Origin of the sequence: Legionella lansingensis (assembly GCF_900187355.1) — a bacterium.
GTDB lineage: Bacteria > Pseudomonadota > Gammaproteobacteria > Legionellales > Legionellaceae > Tatlockia > Tatlockia lansingensis.
Genome location: NZ_LT906451.1, coordinates 572,610 through 593,386 on the forward strand (window position 1 = coordinate 572,610; position 20,777 = coordinate 593,386).

A 20,777-nucleotide genomic window follows, 5' to 3' on the forward strand; every position below is an offset into this window, starting at 1 on the left:
TAAGAGTAGCCTTTAAACCTGCCTTTCAAGTGCACCCCACCCAGAAGTTACTTGATTAGTTTTTCATCAAAAGTTATTCTCTATTTTGTACCTGGATAGGATAACGGTACAAACAAAAAACACGCTGGTTATTATTTTTCTTAAAGTAAAAACCATAAGGATTTGGCCATGCATCTACTCTCTGATATTAATTTGAGCGAATATCAACAAGAAATTAAAGAAAGGCTAACGTTACTCATCGATCCAGCTTCTAGAAATATTCCCGTAGATCCAATATTTCTGCACTATACCGATGCTACAACTACGGTGGTGCGTTTGTTTTCAAAAGCTTCTGTCCTGGAATATCAACGGCAGAATGATACTTCACGCAAAATACTGCAGGAATTAAAAGAAGACAAGACCGGCATCTTGATAGCTCTAATGCAAGCTCAAAATTTATCCGAAGCAGAAAAAAAATATAAAGCGTTTCTTTTAAAAATGAAACACTTAACCGGTGAGGAAATGATGGCCATTTTGAATGAGCTTGCGCAAATCGTTAAACTTGCTCATTTCTCCAAGTCTCTGCAGCCAATTTTATTTGAAATTCATGGATTACTTCATAGGAGCATTGATGTTTATTTGCATGAATTTAAGGTCATGGCGGAGTCTGCAGGCTTTGAAAAAACATTGGAAGGGTTATGTCTTTTCCACAGCGCTTTATTTGCAGAACAAACAAGACTTACTGCCATGCATCATGGGAAATTGTTACATAACGAGGTGACTCTAACGACCAATGAAATTGTTTGTCCAGTGACTCGTTATAAAATCGCGATTTCAAATTCCCTCGCTACAAGCAGCAAAGCAGAAAATTTTCTGGCTATTCTTATTGCCTTAAGTCAATTAGCCCATTTAGAAGATGATGATATAAAGAATTTTTTAAAAACACAGCCGAAGAACTATCTTGAGGCAGCAGAAAATAAACTAGTGCAATACTTGCGCTATCCTTTCTGGTTTAATTTCACTAAGGAACAAAATCAGTTTTTAGAAAAGATTGGCGCAAAGGAAGCTTTAAAACAGTTACGTTATAGGCATTTGTGGAATGAGCATAAATCATCGGAAGAGAATATTTTATCCCTATTGAAAGATTACAATAAAGAAGATTGGCATTTCCCTTCGTTGGGTTTATTTCTCACTGGCCATTGGCGTCGACATCACCATGAGCAAATCCGTATCGCTATAAGAAAAATGCAAACAGGTACTGCAGCCGCTGAAGTATTACAAGAATTGGATAGCTATGCCAAAAAGCATCCACAATATAATCCGGATGGTTCTTTGGCAAGGCGGCTGGAATTTATTCAACGTAAACTTAGCATGGAGTCAAGCCCCAAGGGAACTACCTCCACTTTAAGTTTGATGCAGTGCTAGAGGGTTTGAGTTATGGGTATCGTCTTCACTAGACAAGACAGGGTAAACGCATCTAATAGCACTATATGAAACCAAAATGTCTACGTTCCGCGCTTTATGCGCGAAATCCAGCTCTGCTCTTGGTACAAGCTTGTATGGATGCCGTGCATAAAGCACGGCAAGTAGGCAAAAAAGAGGCTTTTTATGCTCAAAAATTAGATGAGTTTGTCCTGCTAGGCAAGACCTTTAATCTGTCTTTTGTTACCGACAATGTTAAAATCCTACCCTCCTTATTACAGAGCGATAACAAGTTATGGACACAAACATTCAAGAATCATTATTTATTCGTGCATTGAAGCGTCAACCAGTGCCACGAACGCCCGTGTGGTTCATGCGTCAAGCAGGCCGTTATTTGCCTGAGTATCGTCTCATTCGTAAACAGGCCGGTAATTTTATGGGCTTGTGTAAGAACCCCACTTTGGCTTGTGAGGTGGCTTTGCAACCATTGCGGCGCTTTTCGTTGGATGCAGCCATTTTGTTTTCTGACATTTTAACTATCCCGGATGCCATGGGATTGGAATTGTATTTTACAGAAGGTGAAGGGCCCGCATTTCGCAAACCCGTACGCACATTTGATGCCATCAATGATTTGGCTGTGCCAAAGTCAACGGAATTGAGCTATGTCATGGAGGCAGTCGGATTAATTCGCCAGGAAATACCTAAGGATATCCCCCTTCTTGGTTTTGCAGGCAGTCCGTGGACTTTAGCGTGCTACATGGTCGAAGGAGGAAGTAGCCGGGACTTTAAACAAATATTGCGTTTGCTCTATGTAGAACCGCAAACAGTCCATTTGTTGTTGTCAAAGCTCAAGCAAGCGGTGACAGCCTATCTTGATCAGCAAATAAACGCAGGTGCGAATGCGGTGATGTTGTTTGACACTTGGGGTGGAATGTTAACCCCAGCAAACTATCAAGTGTTCTCGCTTAATTACATGGCTGAGATTATCCAATCATTGCAAGAAAAGCACCCGCATGTTCCAACGATTTTGTTCACCAAAGGGGGTGGTCAATGGCTTAAGCAAATGGCTGCAACAGGATGTAACGCTATTGGCATCGATTGGACTACTGATCTTGGTTTCGCTCGTTCGCAAGTAGGCGATAAAGTTGCTTTGCAAGGGAATCTTGATCCCGCTGTCCTACTTTCTAATCCTGATTGCATACGCCATCAAGTTAGACAAGTCTTATCCTCCTTTGGGCATGGTGAGGGTCATGTATTCAACCTTGGTCATGGAATTACCCCTGATGTGCCTCCTGAACATGTTAGTGCTATGATTGAAGCAGTACATAAATTTAGTCCTGAATATCATGGAGGTTGACAGATGATCATTGACAGTGACTTTAAGCCCGCTTGGTGGCTGTCAAATTCTCATGCACAAACTGTCTTTCCAACATTGACTCGTCGTATGCAGGCACCCGTTGATGCCACTGAGCGCATTGAATTACCTGATGGTGATTTTATTGATTTGGCCTGGGCAGAGAATGGCTTATCGCGGGAGTCCCCTCTGGTTATCTTGTTACATGGATTAGGTGGTAGTGTCGAATCCTCTTATGTCGCAGGTTTTATGCAGAGTTTAAATCGTTGTGGTTGGCGCGTTGTTCTTATGCATTTTAGGGGCGCGAGCAAAGAACCAAATCGCTTGCCACGTGCTTATCATTCTGGTGATACAGCAGATTTTGATTACTTACTACAATGTTTACATAACCGTGAGCCTTATACAAAAAAGGCAGCTATTGGGGTGTCTTTAGGGGGTAATGTTTTGCTTAAATGGCTGGGTGAGAAAGGATCACAAAAACTAATAGATACAGCCATTGCAGTTTCTGTTCCTTTTCAACTACGTTTGGTTGCCGATCGCATCAGCCGGGGTTTTTCTCGTATTTATCAAGGGTATCTATTAAAGCGCTTAAAGGCTGTATTTGAACAAAAGAGAAATACTTATTCTGATGATCTCCCCGAACCTTTGCGCGATATGCATAAATGGCAATGTTTTTGGACCTTTGATGAGTTTGTAACGGCTCCTTTGCATGGGTTCCCGAATGTGCATGCTTACTATCGCGAGGCTAGTTCGCGTCATTATTTACGGAATATTGTTACGCCAACGTTGATTATTCATGCGCTAGATGATCCTTTTATGACACCTGATGTGGTACCGACTGAAGATGAGCTATCGCAGGATATTATTTTAGAACTCAGCTCCTCTGGTGGGCATGTGGGCTTTATCACTGGCAATATTCCCGGAGTGCCCGTTTATTGGTTGGAGGAGCGCATTCCAAATTTCTTAAAGTCTGTTTTTGATTAACGCATTTTAAATTCCCGGGCTAACTGGAAGGCCATCTCTAAGGACTGTTCGTAATTTAACCGCGGATCGACCAGGCTGTGGTAGGCACGTTTGAGATCTTCTTCATTCAAGCCTCGTGCTCCGCCGATACACTCGGTAACATTGTCCCCGGTTAGTTCAAAATGGACTCCGCCCAAATAACTATCCATTTCACGGTGAATACTAACCGCTTGACGCAGCTCTGATAAAATATTATCAAAATGCCGTGTTTTAATACCATCAGGAGTGGTTTCAGTATTACCGTGCATCGGGTCACATGACCAAGTTACAGGAGAGCCCGTTTCCTTTACTGCTTCGATAAGTGAAGGCAAGAGTTTCTCAATTCCTTTGGCTCCTAAGCGCGTTATCAGAAGTAGGCGGCCTTCTTCATGGTTGGGATTAAGGATGGTAATCACTTCTTTTAACCATTCTTTTGTTGCAGCCGGACCTATTTTTAGCCCTATGGGGTTTTGCACACCGCGCATGAACTCAAGGTGAGCACTATCCAGTTTGGCAGTGCGCATACCTATCCAAGGCAGATGGGTTGATAGGTTATACCATAAACCATCGTGTAAACGTCGCGTTAGTGCTTGTTCATAGTGAAGATGTAGTGCTTCGTGCGATGTAAAAAAGTCCACTTTGGTTAGAGTACTGTCGCGTAAGCCTCCAATGGTCTCAATAAATGCCAGAGCATCGGAAAGTGAGTGAACAATAGCATGGTACTCATCAGCTTGTGGAGAATGTTCAACAAAGCGTAGATCCCAGCGTTGAGGATAGCTTAAATCAGCAAATCCCCCATCTAATAAAGCGCGAATGAAGTTTAAGGTCATGGCTGCACAACTATAACCCTGGAGCATTAATTTGGGGTTGGGTGCTCTTGAATCTGCATCAAATTGTTGCGAATTAACCAGGTCACCGCGATAACTTGGCAAGGTCACGCCTCCAATTGTTTCATAATCGGACGAGCGTGGCTTAGCATATTGCCCCGCAATACGACCTATGCGTATGATTGGTTTGCGCATACCATGCAGTAAAATAAGGCTCATTTGCAACAAAATCTTGAGTTTGTTGCTGATGATGTCGGACCGACAATCATTAAAAGATTCTGCACAGTCTCCGCCTTGCAGAATAAAAGCTTCTTTTCGTCCAGCTTTAGCAATTGCTTCTTTAAGATTTTTTATTTCCCCACTCGTCACAAGAGGAGGGAGCTGGCTTAATTGCTCCACAACTTTCATTAATTGGTTTTCATCTGGATAGCTGGCTGCTTGTTCATAAGAAAATTGTTGCCAAGACACTGGCGACCACTCATGCATAAAAATGAACCTCTTGATTATCTATAATACCGAGTATGCGATGAATGAACACTTCTCGCAAGTTATACTTAATTAAATGGTCATATTAATAAAGACAAATGGGGTTTCTAGGACTTGATTTTTTAAGAAAAGCCCCCAATTATTGCCATCAAGTTAATGCGGAGTGGTTTACATGAGTGAAGAGAACAAAAAAAATTGGCGCAAGCTAAAAGAAGAACATGAATTGGAAATAGAAGCTTCAGAGGAAGTGGATGAAGAGGAAGGAGAGGGTGAGGGTACAGGCAACAAGGAACCTGCTTTAGAACATCCAAGCTATGCAGTCCTTGAGGAACAATTGACAGCTGCTGAGCAAAAGGCCCATGAAAATTGGGAAAAGGCGGTGAGAGCAGTGGCAGAATTAGAGAACGTTCGTCGACGGTCAGAACGAGACGTTGCGAATGCTCACCGTTATGGTGTGGAAAAATTACTAACAGCGTTGTTACCCGTAGCTGATAGCCTTGAGCAGGCACTGCAACTTTCGGAAAAAGAGGAAAATAAGAGCATGCATAAGGGCTTGGAGCTAACAAGAAAGTTATTCCTGGATGTCTTGCAAAAGAATGGTGTAGAGGAGCTTGACCCTCAAGGTGAACCTTTTAATCCACAAGAGCATGAAGCCATGTCTATGCAAGAGACAGCAGATGCCGCGCCTAATACGGTTCTTGCTGTGTTCCAAAAAGGCTATAAATTACATGATAGAGTCATTCGTCCAGCCCGAGTAGTAGTGGCGAAGGCAAAAAATGAATAAAGCCTAGTGTTGTGAACTTGGCCAACTTGAAATTCGTAAATTCCACCCCATATGAAAAAACATTGCAAATATAAAATTATTGGAGCAAGAACAAAATGGCAAAAATTATCGGAATCGACCTAGGTACCACAAACTCCTGCGTAGCGATAATGGAAGGTGATAAACCACGCGTAATCGAAAATAGTGAAGGTCATCGTACAACACCTTCGATCGTTGCTTATACCGATGACAATGAAGTATTGGTTGGGCAAGCTGCAAAGCGTCAGGCGGTTACCAACCCTGACAACACGCTGTTTGCGGTTAAGCGCCTTATTGGTCGCCGTTTTGATGATCCAATCGTACAAAAAGATATTAAAATGGTGCCCTACAAAATTATCAAAGCTGACAATGGCGATGCTTGGGTCCGCGTTAAAGGGCAAGACAAAGCGCCTCCGCAAATTTCTGCTGAAGTCTTACGTAAGATGAAGAAAACGGCTGAAGATTATCTTGGTGAAGAAGTGAAAGAAGCAGTCATTACCGTTCCTGCTTACTTCAATGACTCTCAACGTCAAGCAACAAAAGATGCAGGTCGTATTGCCGGTCTTGAAGTCAAACGTATTATTAATGAACCGACTGCTGCTGCTCTTGCCTATGGAATGGATAAGAAGCGTGGTGACTCAGTTATTGCCGTTTATGACCTCGGTGGTGGTACGTTCGATATTTCTATCATCGAAATTGCTGAAGTGGATGGTGAGCATCAATTTGAGGTATTGGCTACCAATGGTGATACTTTCTTAGGTGGTGAAGATTTTGACTTGGCTTTAATTGAGTATCTTGCTGCCGAGTTTAAAAAAGATACTGGTATTGATTTACATAAGGATCCTCTGGCTTTACAACGGTTAAAAGACGCGGCAGAAAAAGCAAAAATTGAATTATCTTCTGCGCAACAAACGGATGTGAATTTGCCCTACATTACCGCAGATGCTTCAGGACCCAAACATTTAAACATCAAATTAACACGAGCCAAGTTGGAATCTTTGGTTGAACATTTGATTGAGCGCTCCATTGAACCTTGTAAAATTGCATTAAAAGATGCGGGATTGAATGTTTCCCAAATTAATGAAGTCATCCTGGTTGGTGGACAAACACGTATGCCCATGGTGCAAAAGAAAGTTCAAGACTTCTTTGGTAAAGAACCTCGTAAAGACGTAAACCCTGATGAAGCTGTGGCAGTAGGTGCTGCAATTCAAGCTGCTGTTTTATCTGGGGAAGTCAAAGACATCTTGTTACTTGATGTGACCCCACTATCGTTGGGTATTGAAACCTTAGGTGGTGTTATGACAAAGCTTATCGAGAAAAATACCACGATTCCAACGAAAGCAAATCAAGTGTTTTCAACTGCCGATGATAACCAGACTGCAGTAACTGTCCATGTCCTACAAGGTGAACGTGAGCAAGCGTCTGCAAATAAATCGTTAGGCCGTTTTGATTTAACTGACATCCCACCTGCACCACGTGGGGTTCCTCAAATTGAAGTGACCTTTGATATTGATGCTAATGGTATCTTGAATGTGTCAGCCAAAGACAAAGCAACGGGCAAAGCACAATCCATCGTGATCAAGGCGTCAAGTGGTTTAAGTGATGAAGAAGTGGAAGCAATGGTTAAAGACGCCCAATCTCACGCAGAGGAAGACAAGAAATTTAAGGAAATGGCCGATATCCGCAATCAGGCAGATAGCCTCATTCATAGTAGTGAGAAGTCCATGCGAGATCTGGAAGGTGAATTATCGGCAGAAGAGAAAAGTAGCATAGAAACGGCCATTGCTGAATTAAAAGAAGCTGTTAAAGGCAATGATAAAGCCCAGATTGAAGATAAGTTAAAAGTCTTAACGAATGTTTCTGGTAGGATGGCCGAGCGTATCTACGCGAAAAAGGCAGCAGAAAGTCAAACGGAGACACCTCCTCCTGAGGCTAAAACAACAGAAGAAACCACAAAATCTGCTGATGAAGGTGTGGTTGATGCGGAGTTTGAAGAAGTACAGGATGATAAAAAATAATATTGTCCAGGGGTGATGACCTTGATGTGCTCTTGCTTCATCAAAGTTAAAGCTTTCCAGGACTGTTTGTAAGCCGTGGTCATTCCCGCGGAGGCGGGAATCCATTTTGGAATGTTGTGAGGTTTTAATCAGGATGGATCCCCGCCTCCGCGGGGATGACGCTGGGCTCTTGATCAAGGTTGATATAGTGTATTATACATCCCGTTTCTTTTTTGAGCTTCTATAATGGTAAGATATTTAAATTTAAAGTGGTGTTAGAGTTATGGAACAGCAGGATTATTATGAACTTCTGGGTGTAAGCCGCAGTGCCGATGAGGCGGAAATAAAGAAAGCCTATCGCAAATTGGCCATGAAATACCATCCCGATCGTAACTCTAACAACAAAGAAGCTGAAGAAAAATTCAAGGAAATACAAAAGGCTTATGCTGTGCTCGCAGACCCTCAAAAGCGTGCTGCTTATGATCGCTTTGGTCATGCAGGTGTGGATCCTTCTATGGGTGGTGGGGGATTTGGTGGCTTTGGCGGTTTTGGTGATGTTTTCGAAGATATTTTTGAAAACATTTTCTCCGGTGGTCGTGGGCATGCTCGAGGATCCCGAGCACAGCGTGGCGCTGACTTGCAGTTTAATGTGCAACTTACCTTAGAAGAAGCTGCTCTTGGCAAGCAAATCGAAATTACTGTCCCCAGGCATGTAACCTGTCAAAGTTGTAATGGCTCAGGGGCGAGAAAAGGCAGTAGCCCTAAAAATTGTGAAACCTGCAATGGTATTGGCCAAGTTCGTATTCAGCAAGGTTTTTTTTCAATACAACAAACCTGTCCTCATTGTCACGGCGAAGGTAAAGTCATAACCGATCCCTGCACAGCTTGCCATGGCCAAGGGCGGGTTAGAGAAAGTAAGAAGTTAACCGTCAAGATTCCAGCAGGTGTTGATAATGGTGATCGCGTACGGCTAAGTGGTGAAGGAGAGGCGGGTATCCATGGCGGACCTCCGGGAGATTTATATGTGCAGGTCAACATTAAAGCACATGCGATCTTCGAACGTCACGAAAGTGATCTTTACTGTGAAGTTCCCATCAGTTTTATCACCGCGGCACTGGGTGGTACTATCGAGGTACCCACCTTGGAAGGCCGTGTTACGTTAAAAATTCCCAGTGAAACGCAAACTGGGAAAACATTCCGTTTACGCGGCAAAGGGATGAAATCAGTGCGTGGACATGGTATGGGTGATTTGCTTTGTAGGGTTGTCGTGGAGACGCCAGTTAATCTATCCCGAGAACAGAAAGAGTTGCTTACCAAATTTCAAGAATCTTTAGAAAGCAGTAAAAATACACATTCTCCCCGATCAAGTTCGTGGTTTGATGGCGTAAAAAAATTTTTCGAAGACATGAAATTTTAACAAAGCTGCTGTACAATTTAGTATTTTTTATGCACGAGCGATGTTCGTTAAATTACTACTAACCACATTGCTCTGCGAGCAGTTAAGAGTGTCGTATGTTTAATAAACCAGCGATTTTAGTTCTCTCTGATGGGACTGTTTTTGAAGGCATATCCATTGGTGCAAGTGGAGACTGCGTAGGTGAGCTGGTTTTTAATACAGCCATGACCGGTTATCAAGAAATGTTAACCGATCCCTCCTATGCCAAACAAATTATTACACTAACTACAGCTCATGTTGGTAATACAGGTTGCAATCCAGACGATATGGAGTCCTCTCGGGTTTGGGCTGCAGGATTAGTGATTCGTGAATGCGCTTTGCATCAGAGTAATTATCGTGCCCACCAGTCTCTGCCTGATTGGTTAAAAAAGCAAGGAGTGGTGGCTATAGCGGGTTTAGATACCCGAGAATTAACCCTCAGACTGCGTGAAAAGGGCGCTATCGCTGCCTGCATCAGTACGAATGTCTATCAACAAGAGGAAGCTTTGGCAAAGGCTAAGAGCTTTGCTGGCCTAGAAGGGATGGATTTGGCTTGTGAGGTATCACGACAAACCATTGAACGCTGGCATGAAGGAAGAGGTCCTTGGGGAGAGGGCTCGAAGCCCAATCAATTTCATGTCGTGGCTTATGATTTTGGTGTTAAACATAATATTTTGCGGATCCTGCATGACAAAGGTTGCCATATTACCATTGTTCCTGCAAAAACCTCGGCAGCAGAGGCAATGGCACTTAATCCTGATGGGATCTTTTTGTCAAATGGTCCTGGAGACCCCTTAGCCTGCGACTATGCAATTACCGCGACACGTCAATTTCTTGAAGAAGGAATACCCGTATTTGGAATTTGCCTTGGCTTTCAAATATTAGGTTTAGCTTGTGGAGCTAAATCCGTTAAAATGAAATTTGGACATCATGGTGCTAACCATCCCGTGGTAGAGACAGACGAGCCACGGCGGGTTTTTATCACGAGTCAAAATCATGGTTTTGCTATTGAAGAGTCTTCTCTTCCTGATTGCCTGCAAGTAACACACCGTTCACTCTTTGATAATAGCTTGCAAGGGATTCGCCATAGAGATAAACCAGCTTTGGGTTTTCAAGGTCATCCGGAAGCAAGTCCTGGCCCACATGACATTGAAATTATTTTTGAACAATTTATTTCCCTAATAAAAACAAATCAATTAAATAAGGATGCAAAGTGAGTGAATTTCGTGTTTTTACTTCAGAATCGGTTTCAGAAGGACATCCTGACAAGATAGCCGATCAAATTTCTGACGCTGTTCTTGATGCCATCTTAGCAGAGGATTTTAGGGCAAGGGTAGCTTGTGAAACATTTGTGAAAACCGGTATGGTCTTGGTCGGTGGGGAAATCACTACTACGGCCTGGGTTGATGTTGAAGCCATTGTTCGTGAGGTTATAAAGGATATTGGCTATAACAGCTCAGAAATGGGGTTTGATTGGGCCTCTTGTGCTGTCTTAAGTGCGATTGGCAAACAGTCACCAGATATAGCCCGAGGTGTTGATAATGATGAAACAAAAATTCTTGGTGCAGGTGATCAAGGGTTGATGTTTGGTTATGCTACACGGGAAACGGATGTCTATATGCCTGCGCCGATTGCCTATGCGCATCGTCTCATGGAAAGACAAGCTCTATTAAGAAAAGAGAACAAATTGCCGTGGCTGCGTCCAGACGCGAAATGCCAACTCACTTTAAGGTACGAAAATGGCAACCCCGTGGCTATTGACACTGTGGTGTTTTCTACCCAACACTCACCTGAGATTGAACACAAAGAATTAATAGAAGCTGTGCGCGAAGAGATTATTAAAGCTGTTCTTCCAGTAGAATGGTTATCTGCTACTACTCGCTATTATATCAATCCTACGGGACGCTTTGTCATTGGTGGACCTCTTGGTGATTGTGGTTTGACAGGAAGAAAAATCATTGTGGATACTTATGGAGGCATGGCGCGCCATGGCGGTGGCTGTTTCTCAGGCAAAGATCCTTCAAAAGTAGATCGCTCTGGCGCCTATGCTGCTCGTCATGTAGCCAAAAATATCGTTGCTGCAGGTATTGCAGATAAATGTGAGATTCAAGTGTCTTATGCCATTGGTGTTGCCGAACCTACCTCAATTAGCGTTAATACGTTTAATACTAGTCGCTTGCATGATTCAGAAATTATTGAGCTGATTGGAACCCATTTTGATCTCACTCCTCAAGGAATTATTGATCATCATGATTTGTTAAGACCCATTTATCGATCAACAGCTTCTTATGGTCACTATGGACGAGAAGAGTTCCCATGGGAACGACTTGATAAAGTAGATGCTCTAAGACGTGCCTTATAATTAAATTCAGAGGTGATATATGAAACATGGGGAAATTGCAGTGAAGCAAAGCCATATCGAGGCGGATTATAAGGTTGCAGATCTTTCGCTTGCTGCTTGGGGGCGTAAGGAAATTGCAATTGCTGAAACTGAAATGCCAGGTTTAATGGCTTTACGGGAAGAGTTTGCAAGCGTAAAACCACTCAAAGGAGCACGTATTGCAGGTTGTTTACATATGACCATTCAAACCGCTGTATTAATAGAAACCTTGCAATTCTTAGGTGCAGAAGTACGTTGGTCATCCTGTAATATTTTTTCTACTCAAGATCATGCTGCTGCCGCAATGGCTGCGGCTGGTGTACCTGTGTTTGCCTGGAAAGGTGAGACAGAAGAAGAGTATTGGTGGTGTGTTGAACAAACAGTGCATGGCCCAAATGGTTGGAAGCCCAATTTATTATTGGATGATGGTGGTGATCTAACCCTACTTATCCATCAGAAATATCCTGAAATGTTTGCCGAGATGAAAGGAGTTTCGGAGGAAACGACCACCGGTGTGGCAAGACTCTACGAAATGGCAAGAAAAGAACAATTAAAGATTCCTGCTATTAATGTTAATAATTCTGTTACCAAATCGAAATTCGATAATCTCTACGGTTGTCGCGAATCCCTTTTAGACGGTTTAAAGCGTGCTACTGATGTCATGATAGCTGGGAAAGTAGCGTTGATACTGGGTTATGGTGATGTGGGTAAGGGTTGTGCTCAAGCCTTACGAGGTCAGGGAGCAACAGTTTGGATTAGTGAGATTGACCCGATTTGCGCCCTTCAGGCTGCTATGGAAGGTTATCGTGTGGTGACATTAGATGATGTTGCTGAGCAAGTGGATATTCTTGTAACTGCTACGGGTAATTATCATGTAGTAACTCATGAACATATGTTGCGAATGAGAAATCAGGCTATCTTATGTAATATTGGTCACTTCGATTCCGAAATCGATATCCAAAGTTTGCGAAAATATACTTGGGAGAACATTAAACCCCAAGTCGATCATGTGATCTTCCCAAATGGTAAACGCATAATCATTCTTGCTGAAGGTCGTCTGGTTAATTTAGGCTGTGCCATGGGACATCCGAGCTTTGTTATGTCCACATCCTTTGCTAACCAGGTTTTGGCGCAAATTGAGTTGTTTCAGCATAGTGAAAACTATGAGAACCAAGTTTATGTGCTTCCTAAGCATTTGGATGAAAAAGTTGCGAGATTGCATTTGGCGCGTATCGGAGCAAAATTAACGAGGTTGACACAACAACAAGCTGACTACATTGGCGTGTCAGTGAATGGTCCGTATAAACCCGAGCACTATCGTTATTGAGATATAGCTTTACCTCTCCCTTGTGGAAGAGGGGTAGGTGCATTTGCCCTAAGTTAAAGATTCTCGAATTACCGCGGCTTTACCGCGGTATCTATGTCTAGACATGATGTGGGACCCCGGGGTCGATGCCGCGGGGATTCGATATCGCTTAACTTAATGCAGAAAGGGTAAGGGGTGAGTGGGTATACATAACCTAAACCTGAAATGAGGTCCCTGTGGCTTCTAACGCCAAAGTTTCGCTCGCCAGGATTTTCTGCATTTTCTGAATAGTCTCAAGATCTTGTTGTAGTCTAAATTTAAGTGGCTTTTTAGAAAAAAGACAACTTAGAACAGTCTTGTCTTTGGTAAGAGATTCTAATTTCTGCCGGATTTTAGTTTCTTTAAGCATAAGTATTTCTTGTAAATGAGTAAGCATTTTTTCGCGCTCAGGAAAAACCTTATAATCAATTGTTGACAACAAAGGCATAAAGCCTTTTTCTCGTGCCCAAGTGCAATTTTCACAGGCTGACCGTAATTGTCTTTCTTTCACCTTATGTTGTTCTTCATCTAACTTTTTTGTCACATTCAATAAGTGTTTGCCATCAGTTAACAAAGCCAACATGACTATTTTGTTTACAGACCAGGCGTTTATTTTTTGTTGTGAAGTGGTTGATTCATAGGATCTACATTTTTTTCTGACATCTGCAAGAATACGTTCGTCGGCAAAGGGTTTTTTAGAGTTTAAACCTGCAATTATCCAGAAAAGAAGAAATTGGTATGCCTCATTGCCTTGGAGTAATTCACAATGAGGTGTTTTTTGATGGAGAACGGGAGTTTGTAGCGTTCTAACAATTTCAGGCAACAATTCTTTTTTTTCTGCTACCTGCTGCTCCGAAAAGACATAGATATGGCGCATGCAAGTGGATAAAACCACAGGATTAACTTCTTTGATTAATCTCTGTATGGGGCATTGAGCACCCTCTCGTTTTTGATAGTCATAAACATGAAGTACGTAAAGAGAAGATAGAATCATAGTTCTTAATCCGATAAGTCCTTGTAAAAAATAAATTCATTATTTCCTATTTTAAAAGCAAATGCTACATTTTAGATCTTGTTGATGAGGATTTAATGCCGAATACAAAATACACTTTTAGCGCTCACGTTTATTTTGCATACTATTCACTGAAACTATTGCAAGGAGAGCATGTATGCACTGTAAATCGGGAGTTGTAGGTTTAACCTTTCTGATCCTCGGACAAGCCGCTATGGCCAATGACGATACAATACGCGTTATCGTCAAATATAAAGAGCCCGTATCCACCTTAACTGCTCTACAGACTCAGTTAAGTAAATCCACGCATTTGGCCATTCAGGCTTTAACTCCAATGGCAGGTGGGGCCTATGTAGTTAGCTTTTCCATTCGAGGTGCACAACAAAGCAAGAATGGAGTATCTACTTTGGATAGTGTGCTTCAGGATTTACGCAAGAATGAGCATGTTGCGTATGCCGTGGAAGATAGAGTTGGACGCATTCAGCCTTTACCGACATTAAAAATAGAGGACCTTGCAGACAAACTTCTTTCACACGATACGCAATGGGATGAGTTTGCAGCACCAGGAGGTATCATGCTCGAATCCGCTCCTTACCGCCATGATGGAGCTTGGGCTCATACAACAGGTAAATCAGCAAAACCTATTGTTATTGCTGTTCTCGATACGGGCGTGGCATTAAATGACAGTTTAGTAAATAACCTCGTCAAAGATAAGCAAGATAATGTTTGGGGATGGAATTTTGCTGCCAATAATAGAGATATCAGTGATGAAACGGCGTCCTATCATGGTACACATGTCGCAGGGACAATCGCAGGTTACGGTGATGTCATGCTCGGGGTTGGCGAAGATTTGAAGATTTTGCCAGTTAAAATTCCTGATGGCTCTGGGATGTTTTATGAAAGTCAGGTGATCAATGCAATATACTGGTCAGTTGGGGGGGAAGTTCCTGGCGTTCCGAATAATCCTTATCCTGCAAAGGTCTTAAATATGAGTTTTGGTGTCGATGAGCGGCCTGGTAAGGAAATTGATCATTGTGATGAGGCTTTACAAGAAGCACTTTTTTATGCTCGTGAGCAAGGAGCGGTCATCGCAGTGGCAGCAGGCAATGATAATCGTTGGGAACATTACAATGCACCGGCTGTTTGCAATGGCACCATTAAGGTGGCATCTACAGGTCCTGCAGGATTAAGGGCTTACTATTCAAATTATGGTCCCACAGTAAGTTTTGCCGCACCTGGAGGAGATTTACGTTATGGCAGAAAAGGAGGCATTCTTTCCACAGTTAACCCTGGAGGGGGCTACCTAAATTCAGGTTTTGATTTTTATCAAGGTACAAGTATGGCTTCACCTCATGTAGCAGGTGTGGCAGGACTCATTTTTGCGGTAAGAGATGGTCGAATAAGTCCTGAGTCAGTTGAGCAAATTCTTTATGCAACGACGCATGCTTTTGGCAAAACGGCGGATGAAAACAAATCCTGTGTTGGGAAAAAGCCTTGTGGTCATGGCATTTTGGATGCTGAAAATGCCATAAAAGCCACAATGGCAGATTATGATTTGATCATCTCAGCTCCTCGAATAACACAGCTTCCGAAAGAGCCTTGTCGCCAAAAGGGAGCGCAGTCCGTCATAACAGTCGAGCAAGCTGGCCAAGAAGTGCGTTGGATAACTAGCAAAACATTTTGTGGTGGCGACGTGATTGTTAAGCCAGTTCAGTTAACAACGAAAACTGGGCAAATTATTGCTGATTATGGGGTTATGTCATATCGCCTGGATGACACGAGGTTTAAACGCTGTGAGATTATCGGTTTTGATGGTATTGGCTGTTATCTATAATTTTTGCTAGCAAAGTAGCCTGGGTAGAAGCCCGAAAGGCTGAAACCCAGGCTACTTGCTCCTCTCCCAGAGGTAGGGAAAATGCCTCGGTGTGGTGGCACAGTGCTTTTAAGATGCGACTTTACTGGCTGGCATAAGTCACGCCCTTCGGGGGAGAATAGATGATGGTGGGACCTGGGTTTTTGAGTGCTTCAGGCAAGCTAATGAATGTATAACCATGTTCTTTGTACATTTTTAAAATGTCACCAAGTAAATAACTATTAAGAACGTTCGCGTGAACCAATAAAATTTGTTTCACATCGTCTCCGTTGGCTCTTTTCTCCGCCCGCAGGGTTTGTTTCCAGATAAAAGCCAAGTATTCTGGTTTGATCTTCTCAATAAACTTCTCCCTTTCACGATAGGGAACTTTATAGATACGTTTGTTGAATCTGAAATCAAGACTATCCACGGTAACAGGGGCGACGGTGTAGCCATTTTCTAGAAGATAATTGATAACTTTCTGCTTTTTTTGACCACTCCCTTCGGCGAGATAGGGATAGCGAAAATATTTTGGCTCCGTTAGAAGGGGAGCAAGTTTTTTATCAGCACGAGCAATATCAGCAATATACTTCTCAGCACTTATATTATGTAAATTGTAGTGAGAATAGGTGTGGTTACCAAGCATAAATCCAGCTTCGCGAAACTTCTGAAGAAAAGGCATGTGACCTTTTACCATTGCGCCGGCAATAACAAAGCCCGTGGCAGGGGCCCCATTTTCTAAAAGCGCCTGGATGAGCTTGTCGAATTGTTCACTTGCTCTTTGCTGATTAGTGGCAGTATTCATTGGTGCGCCAACAAGTGGCAGGTCATCAAGAGTGATCGCAATTTCACGAACTTGTGCCAAGCACAGCGTTGTCGTAACAATAAGAATAGAAAAAACCAAAGAACGCATAGATAGTCCCTTATGCTATGTCATGCGTTTAGTGTATTACGAAAAATGTAATTTTAGGAAATTATCCTTTTATTTCTGCATTCTCTAATACTTTCTTAGCCTGCTTTTCACGATAATGCTGTACAGCTTGACGATATTCTGGATATTTATTGCCAAGAATGGTGGCTGCCAGAATAGCCGCATTAATAGCGCCTGCTTTGCCAACGGCCAAAGTGCCAACAGGAATCCCAGCAGGCATCTGTACAATGGAGAGTAGAGCATCAAGGCCATCCGTAAAGGTTGAAGAGGGCATAGGGACGCCCAGAACAGGCAGCAATGTTTTCGCTGCAACAATCCCTGGTAAGTGCGCGGCACCGCCCGCTGCTGCAATGAATACCTCTACACCAGATTCCTGAGCAACGGTTAAGTATTCAAATAAAGCATCAGGAGTACGGTGAGCTGACAAAGCGCGTACTTGATGTGGGATAGACAGTTCTTCAAGAACAAGACTGGCTGCTTCCATGATTGACCAATCTGATTTTGAACCCATTAACACAGATACTAATGCTTTAGACATAATTATATACCCTATACGTTAATTTCTATTTCTGCACATTTGTGAATTGCTTCCACTAATGCCTTTCCTTCCAATTGCTGTACCCGCAATTTTAAACTCTCAGGAGTATCTTCCTGTAGAACTGGACATTTCTTCTGAACGAGCAATGGACCACCATCGACAATCTCAGTGACGTAGTGGACAGAGCATCCTGTTACCATTGCCTTAGATTCTAAAACCGCTTGATGTACAGCAAGATCCATTAAACCGGAAAACGCTGGCAACAGCGATGGATGAACATTGATAACCCTATTTTGCCAATTAGCCACAAAATGGGGCGTTAAAATTCGCATGTAGCCAATTAAAACAACGAGTTCAACTCGATGCTCTTTAAGTAAATTTGATAAATAGAAATCGAACGCTTGTCGGCTTAATCCCTCCGGATTTGCGAAAACGGACTTAATGCCAAAATTTGTTGCTCTTTCTAAAATCGGAGCATCAATTTTATTACTAATAACGACTTCAATAGTTGCTGCTAATTCTTGATGATTAATCGCATCAACAATAGCGTTCAGATTTGAACCTCGAGTTGAACCTAATATACCTATTCGGATCATGAATTTCGTATCCTCGACATGGCATCAATGCGGTGCTGAATGAGAGAGGGCGTGCCAATATCTTCCCGATGATATAAAGGACCATCAATCAACGATATTTCTCTTTCTGCATGTTGTTCTGCAGAAAAAATGTTCTCTGCTATCCCCACATAAGCGGCAGTGCGTGCTCCAGTTGCAAGAATTTTGTCTTCATGATGATTCACAGAAGCCAGATATAGGTTTCTCTCATCAATGATTTTGCTGAAATCAACAGGAAAATCTTTGGTGGGCTTATCAGGGTATCCTTCCGGTACCACGTATTTACAAACCGTGGCCATGGCTTTGAATTTGGCAAGTCCAGCACTTAAATTGCCTGTTATCATGGTTTTGCAGATATCCACAAAATCTGATTCTAAGATAGCCAATACATTTAAAGCTTCAGGATCACCAAAGCGGGCATTAAATTCAATAACATAAATACCTTTTTTCGTAGCTATAAAACTGCCATATAAAATGCCAATGTATTTTTGCTGACATTCGGTGGTTAATGCTTGAAAAACAGCGTTGTTGATGGTTAAGGCCGTACGCACATCACCTTCAGTTAGAAAGGGCAAACGATGATTGCTATCACTGTAACTTCCCATACCTCCGGTATTTGGTCCCTTGTCACCATTGTAAGCGCGCTTATGATCTTGCACCAAAGGCATGGGCAGGAGGCGCTTTCCGTCAGCAAAACACATGAAAGAAAATTCCTGCCCCTCTAACTTCTCTTCAATGATGAAGGTTTGATTTTTACTCAGAATCTCTTCGCAGAACGCTTTTGCTTCCTCCATTGAATGCAAGTGCTCACCGGCAACCTTCACTCCCTTGCCACTCATTAGGCCATTGGCCTTAATGACATAGTTTCCTGCCCCTAATTCATTTAAAAATTGCTCTACACCTGCAAGATTATTAAATTTTCGCCATAGAGGAGAACCGGGGATACGGTACTTTTGCATTAACGTGCGCGCGAACTCTTTGCTTGTTTCAACACGTGCCAATTCTTTTTTGGGGCCGATTGTGGGAATATTTTCTTGCCACAAGCGATCAGCCAAACCTTTCTCAAGAGAAGCTTCTGGACCTATGATGGCTAGATCAACTTCCCACTGCTTTGCTTTTGTAACGATATCCTCACAATCAGTAACGTCCACTAAATGGTAGCCAGCAGTGTATTGCTTTATTCCAGGATTGCTAAAAGGACCACAGCAGTACAGTTCAGTCTTTTGCGGTGAGCGTTGCAGGGCTTTTATGATGGCATGTTCGCGAGCTCCCGAACCAATAACAAGTATTCTCATCCACTCGCTCCTCTCTAAGTGACTTCACTGCTTATAAGCCGATGAATTTGCCGTTCTTTTTCTAGCTTCGTCATTTTTTCGGCTGTAAGGTTATTACAAAAATAATTACCGTCCATGCAAGACATACATGGTCTGGTAATCTCATGTTTGCCACGACGAGTCACAGCTTCAATCAGGTCTGCCTGCGTCTGATACATCAGTATATCTACCCCAAGAAAACGGCTAATCTCTTCTTCACTTTGATTAGCAGCAATGAGTTCTTTATGAGAAGGGATGTCGATGCCGTTAAAACAGGGGTGTTTAATCGCTGGAGACGTGGAAACAAAATAAATTTCTTTTGCGCCAAATTCCCTGATCATTTTGACAATTTCACGTGATGTTGTACCTCGTACGATACTATCGTCTACGATTAAAACAATTTTGTTTTGAATTTCTGTTCGTTGGGGAGTTAATTTATAACGGATGTTGCGTTTGCGTGCGTTTTGATTGGGCATGATGAAGGTGCGGCCAATAAATGGATTTTTATACAAACCTTCTGAATAACGAACACCTAATTCATGGGCAAAAGAAAGGGCTGCGGTATTCGCGGTGAATGGAGCTGGGATAACCACATCTGGACGTCGGTCGGGATATTTTTGTTTCCAGGCACGAGCAAGATTTTGTCCCATTCGAAGTCTTGCTCTATAGACGCTTACATTATTTAGTGTGGCATCAGGACGAGCAAAGTAGACGTACTCAAAAACACAAGGTCTGAATTCTGCTTTCTTTATTACCCGACGAAAAAGCTTCCCAGATTGACTCACATAAGCGACTTCACCGGGTTGAATATCTCCTTGCGGTTGAAAACCGAGGGCATAGAAGGGTGTGGTTTCGGAAGCAAAAATGATGTCTACCGTGCCATCAGCATTTTCCCGGTTTCCCCAAACAAGAGGTCGTATACCATGTGGATCACGAAATGCCACTAACCCTTTACCAATGACCACACTAACAATCGAATAAGCGCCTTCGATTTGCTGAAAAACATGGCCTACACTCTGACAAAGTTGCTCGAAAAAATGCTCATCACTATCATCCTTAGAGGAAGAGACTGATAAGTGATCAGCAAAGATCAATAATAGTGCTTCTGAGTCCAGGGAGGAATTTAGATGTCGATGCTGTTTGGTACGGATTTCATCAGCTAATTCCTGATAATTGGACAGATTGCCATTGTGAGCAAGTGCAATGCCTCGGGGACTTCCTATCCACAGTGGCTGAATATCAGATTCTGTGTACCCCCCTGCAGTAGGATAACGCGTGTGTCCAATGCCTATATTTCCTTTAAGGGCTGTAATATTCTCGGGTGTGAAAATTTCCTGGACCAAACCTAAGCCATGCTTGGTATAAAAACGTTCATTGCAAGTTAAGATCCCGGCTGCATCCTGACCACGGTGTTGCAAATGGATAAGGCTATCATAAAGCTCAGGAGCAACAAGTTGGTGACTGAAAATGCCGACAATCCCACACATG

18 protein-coding genes are annotated in these 20,777 nt (G+C 42.6%); 11 read left to right on the forward strand and 7 right to left on the reverse strand.

Annotated elements, in window-relative coordinates; all coding sequences use genetic code 11:
- Window positions 1-168 precede the first annotated feature (168 nt).
- From CKV79_RS02750 to CKV79_RS02765, 4 genes are all read left to right on the forward strand, one after another.
- Window positions 169-1,404, forward strand: a complete 1,236-nt coding sequence (locus tag CKV79_RS02750) for a DUF5617 domain-containing protein (protein ID WP_028372235.1) — start codon at window positions 169-171, stop codon at window positions 1,402-1,404.
- 65 nt (window positions 1,405-1,469) lie between these two features.
- A complete protein-coding gene (locus tag CKV79_RS02755) occupies window positions 1,470-1,739 on the forward strand; it encodes a hypothetical protein (RefSeq protein WP_028372236.1) in 270 nt (89 codons plus the stop codon).
- On the forward strand, window positions 1,697-2,758 hold the full coding sequence (hemE, locus tag CKV79_RS02760; RefSeq protein WP_028372237.1) for a uroporphyrinogen decarboxylase: 1,062 nt from the start codon (window positions 1,697-1,699) through the stop codon (window positions 2,756-2,758). Before CKV79_RS02755 ends, hemE begins: the two co-directional genes overlap by 43 nt.
- A 3-nt stretch (window positions 2,759-2,761) precedes the next feature.
- A complete protein-coding gene (locus CKV79_RS02765; RefSeq protein WP_028372238.1) occupies window positions 2,762-3,739 on the forward strand; it encodes a hydrolase in 978 nt (325 codons plus the stop codon).
- Here CKV79_RS02765 and CKV79_RS02770 read toward each other — a convergent pair.
- Complete coding sequence (locus CKV79_RS02770) at window positions 3,736-5,070, reverse strand: 3-deoxy-7-phosphoheptulonate synthase class II (RefSeq protein ID WP_028372239.1); 1,335 nt, start codon at window positions 5,068-5,070, stop codon at window positions 3,736-3,738. The genes CKV79_RS02765 and CKV79_RS02770 overlap by 4 nt on opposite strands.
- A 172-nt stretch (window positions 5,071-5,242) precedes the next feature.
- Between CKV79_RS02770 and grpE the strand changes: the two genes are divergently transcribed.
- The 6 genes from grpE to ahcY all read left to right on the forward strand — a co-directional run bounded on the left by grpE (window position 5,243) and on the right by ahcY (window position 13,011).
- Window positions 5,243-5,854: a nucleotide exchange factor GrpE gene (gene grpE, locus CKV79_RS02775; protein WP_028372240.1), complete on the forward strand. Its 612-nt coding sequence runs from the start codon at window positions 5,243-5,245 to the stop codon at window positions 5,852-5,854.
- 95 nt (window positions 5,855-5,949) lie between these two features.
- A complete protein-coding gene (gene dnaK / locus CKV79_RS02780; RefSeq protein WP_028372241.1) occupies window positions 5,950-7,890 on the forward strand; it encodes a molecular chaperone DnaK in 1,941 nt (646 codons plus the stop codon).
- Window positions 7,891-8,152: 262 nt separating this feature from the next.
- Window positions 8,153-9,286: a molecular chaperone DnaJ gene (gene dnaJ, locus CKV79_RS02785; protein ID WP_028372242.1), complete on the forward strand. Its 1,134-nt coding sequence runs from the start codon at window positions 8,153-8,155 to the stop codon at window positions 9,284-9,286.
- A gap of 95 nt (window positions 9,287-9,381) precedes the next feature.
- Window positions 9,382-10,521, forward strand: a complete 1,140-nt coding sequence (gene carA, locus CKV79_RS02790; protein ID WP_028372243.1) for a glutamine-hydrolyzing carbamoyl-phosphate synthase small subunit — start codon at window positions 9,382-9,384, stop codon at window positions 10,519-10,521.
- The gene (metK, locus tag CKV79_RS02795; protein ID WP_028372244.1) at window positions 10,518-11,666 is read left to right on the forward strand and encodes a methionine adenosyltransferase; all 1,149 of its coding nucleotides are present in this window, start codon (window positions 10,518-10,520) and stop codon (window positions 11,664-11,666) included. Before carA ends, metK begins: the two co-directional genes overlap by 4 nt.
- Before the next feature lie 19 nt (window positions 11,667-11,685).
- Entirely contained in the window at window positions 11,686-13,011 is a 1,326-nt protein-coding gene (ahcY, locus tag CKV79_RS02800) for an adenosylhomocysteinase (RefSeq protein ID WP_028372245.1), read from the forward strand.
- A 193-nt stretch (window positions 13,012-13,204) separates the two neighbouring features.
- Here the strand turns inward: ahcY and CKV79_RS02805 are convergent, their stop codons facing one another.
- Window positions 13,205-14,023: a hypothetical protein gene (locus tag CKV79_RS02805; RefSeq protein ID WP_028372246.1), complete on the reverse strand. Its 819-nt coding sequence runs from the start codon at window positions 14,021-14,023 to the stop codon at window positions 13,205-13,207.
- Window positions 14,024-14,198: 175 nt separating this feature from the next.
- Here CKV79_RS02805 and CKV79_RS02810 point away from each other — a divergent pair, with 175 nt between their 5' ends.
- A complete protein-coding gene (locus tag CKV79_RS02810; protein WP_028372247.1) occupies window positions 14,199-15,875 on the forward strand; it encodes a S8 family serine peptidase in 1,677 nt (558 codons plus the stop codon).
- Window positions 15,876-15,996: 121 nt separating this feature from the next.
- Here CKV79_RS02810 and CKV79_RS02815 read toward each other — a convergent pair whose 3' ends face one another.
- The 5 genes from CKV79_RS02815 to purF all read right to left on the reverse strand — a co-directional run bounded on the left by CKV79_RS02815 (window position 15,997) and on the right by purF (window position 20,776).
- Window positions 15,997-16,806 carry a polysaccharide deacetylase family protein gene (locus tag CKV79_RS02815; RefSeq protein WP_051546041.1) on the reverse strand — a complete coding sequence of 270 codons (810 nt, stop codon included), beginning with the start codon at window positions 16,804-16,806 and terminating at the stop codon, window positions 15,997-15,999.
- A 61-nt stretch (window positions 16,807-16,867) separates the two neighbouring features.
- Window positions 16,868-17,362, reverse strand: a complete 495-nt coding sequence (purE, locus tag CKV79_RS02820; RefSeq protein ID WP_028372248.1) for a 5-(carboxyamino)imidazole ribonucleotide mutase — start codon at window positions 17,360-17,362, stop codon at window positions 16,868-16,870.
- A gap of 11 nt (window positions 17,363-17,373) precedes the next feature.
- Window positions 17,374-17,958, reverse strand: coding sequence for a phosphoribosylglycinamide formyltransferase (purN, locus tag CKV79_RS02825; protein WP_028372249.1), 585 nt, complete (start codon window positions 17,956-17,958; stop codon window positions 17,374-17,376).
- Window positions 17,955-19,271 (reverse strand): phosphoribosylamine--glycine ligase, encoded by a 1,317-nt coding sequence (gene purD, locus CKV79_RS02830; RefSeq protein WP_028372250.1) that lies wholly within the window; start codon window positions 19,269-19,271, stop codon window positions 17,955-17,957. The genes purN and purD overlap by 4 nt, the downstream gene beginning before the upstream one ends.
- Before the next feature lie 14 nt (window positions 19,272-19,285).
- The gene (purF, locus tag CKV79_RS02835; protein WP_028372251.1) at window positions 19,286-20,776 is read right to left on the reverse strand and encodes an amidophosphoribosyltransferase; all 1,491 of its coding nucleotides are present in this window, start codon (window positions 20,774-20,776) and stop codon (window positions 19,286-19,288) included.
- Between the last annotated feature and the right edge of the window lies 1 nt (window position 20,777).

Coding starts and splice junctions, on each gene's coding strand:
- CKV79_RS02755 (WP_028372236.1), top strand. CDS start 1,470: ATGAAACCAAAATGTCTACGTTCCGCGCTTTATGCGCGAAATCCAGCT.
- dnaJ (WP_028372242.1), top strand. CDS start 8,153: ATGGAACAGCAGGATTATTATGAACTTCTGGGTGTAAGCCGCAGTGCC.
- CKV79_RS02765 (WP_028372238.1), top strand. CDS start 2,762: ATGATCATTGACAGTGACTTTAAGCCCGCTTGGTGGCTGTCAAATTCT.
- ahcY (WP_028372245.1), top strand. CDS start 11,686: ATGAAACATGGGGAAATTGCAGTGAAGCAAAGCCATATCGAGGCGGAT.
- grpE (WP_028372240.1), top strand. CDS start 5,243: ATGAGTGAAGAGAACAAAAAAAATTGGCGCAAGCTAAAAGAAGAACAT.
- carA (WP_028372243.1), top strand. CDS start 9,382: ATGTTTAATAAACCAGCGATTTTAGTTCTCTCTGATGGGACTGTTTTT.
- CKV79_RS02805 (WP_028372246.1), bottom strand. CDS start 14,023: ATGATTCTATCTTCTCTTTACGTACTTCATGTTTATGACTATCAAAAA.
- purF (WP_028372251.1), bottom strand. CDS start 20,776: ATGTGTGGGATTGTCGGCATTTTCAGTCACCAACTTGTTGCTCCTGAG.
- dnaK (WP_028372241.1), top strand. CDS start 5,950: ATGGCAAAAATTATCGGAATCGACCTAGGTACCACAAACTCCTGCGTA.
- purE (WP_028372248.1), bottom strand. CDS start 17,362: ATGTCTAAAGCATTAGTATCTGTGTTAATGGGTTCAAAATCAGATTGG.
- purN (WP_028372249.1), bottom strand. CDS start 17,958: ATGATCCGAATAGGTATATTAGGTTCAACTCGAGGTTCAAATCTGAAC.
- CKV79_RS02810 (WP_028372247.1), top strand. CDS start 14,199: ATGCACTGTAAATCGGGAGTTGTAGGTTTAACCTTTCTGATCCTCGGA.
- CKV79_RS02770 (WP_028372239.1), bottom strand. CDS start 5,070: ATGCATGAGTGGTCGCCAGTGTCTTGGCAACAATTTTCTTATGAACAA.
- CKV79_RS02815 (WP_051546041.1), bottom strand. CDS start 16,806: ATGCGTTCTTTGGTTTTTTCTATTCTTATTGTTACGACAACGCTGTGC.
- CKV79_RS02750 (WP_028372235.1), top strand. CDS start 169: ATGCATCTACTCTCTGATATTAATTTGAGCGAATATCAACAAGAAATT.
- hemE (WP_028372237.1), top strand. CDS start 1,697: ATGGACACAAACATTCAAGAATCATTATTTATTCGTGCATTGAAGCGT.
- purD (WP_028372250.1), bottom strand. CDS start 19,271: ATGAGAATACTTGTTATTGGTTCGGGAGCTCGCGAACATGCCATCATA.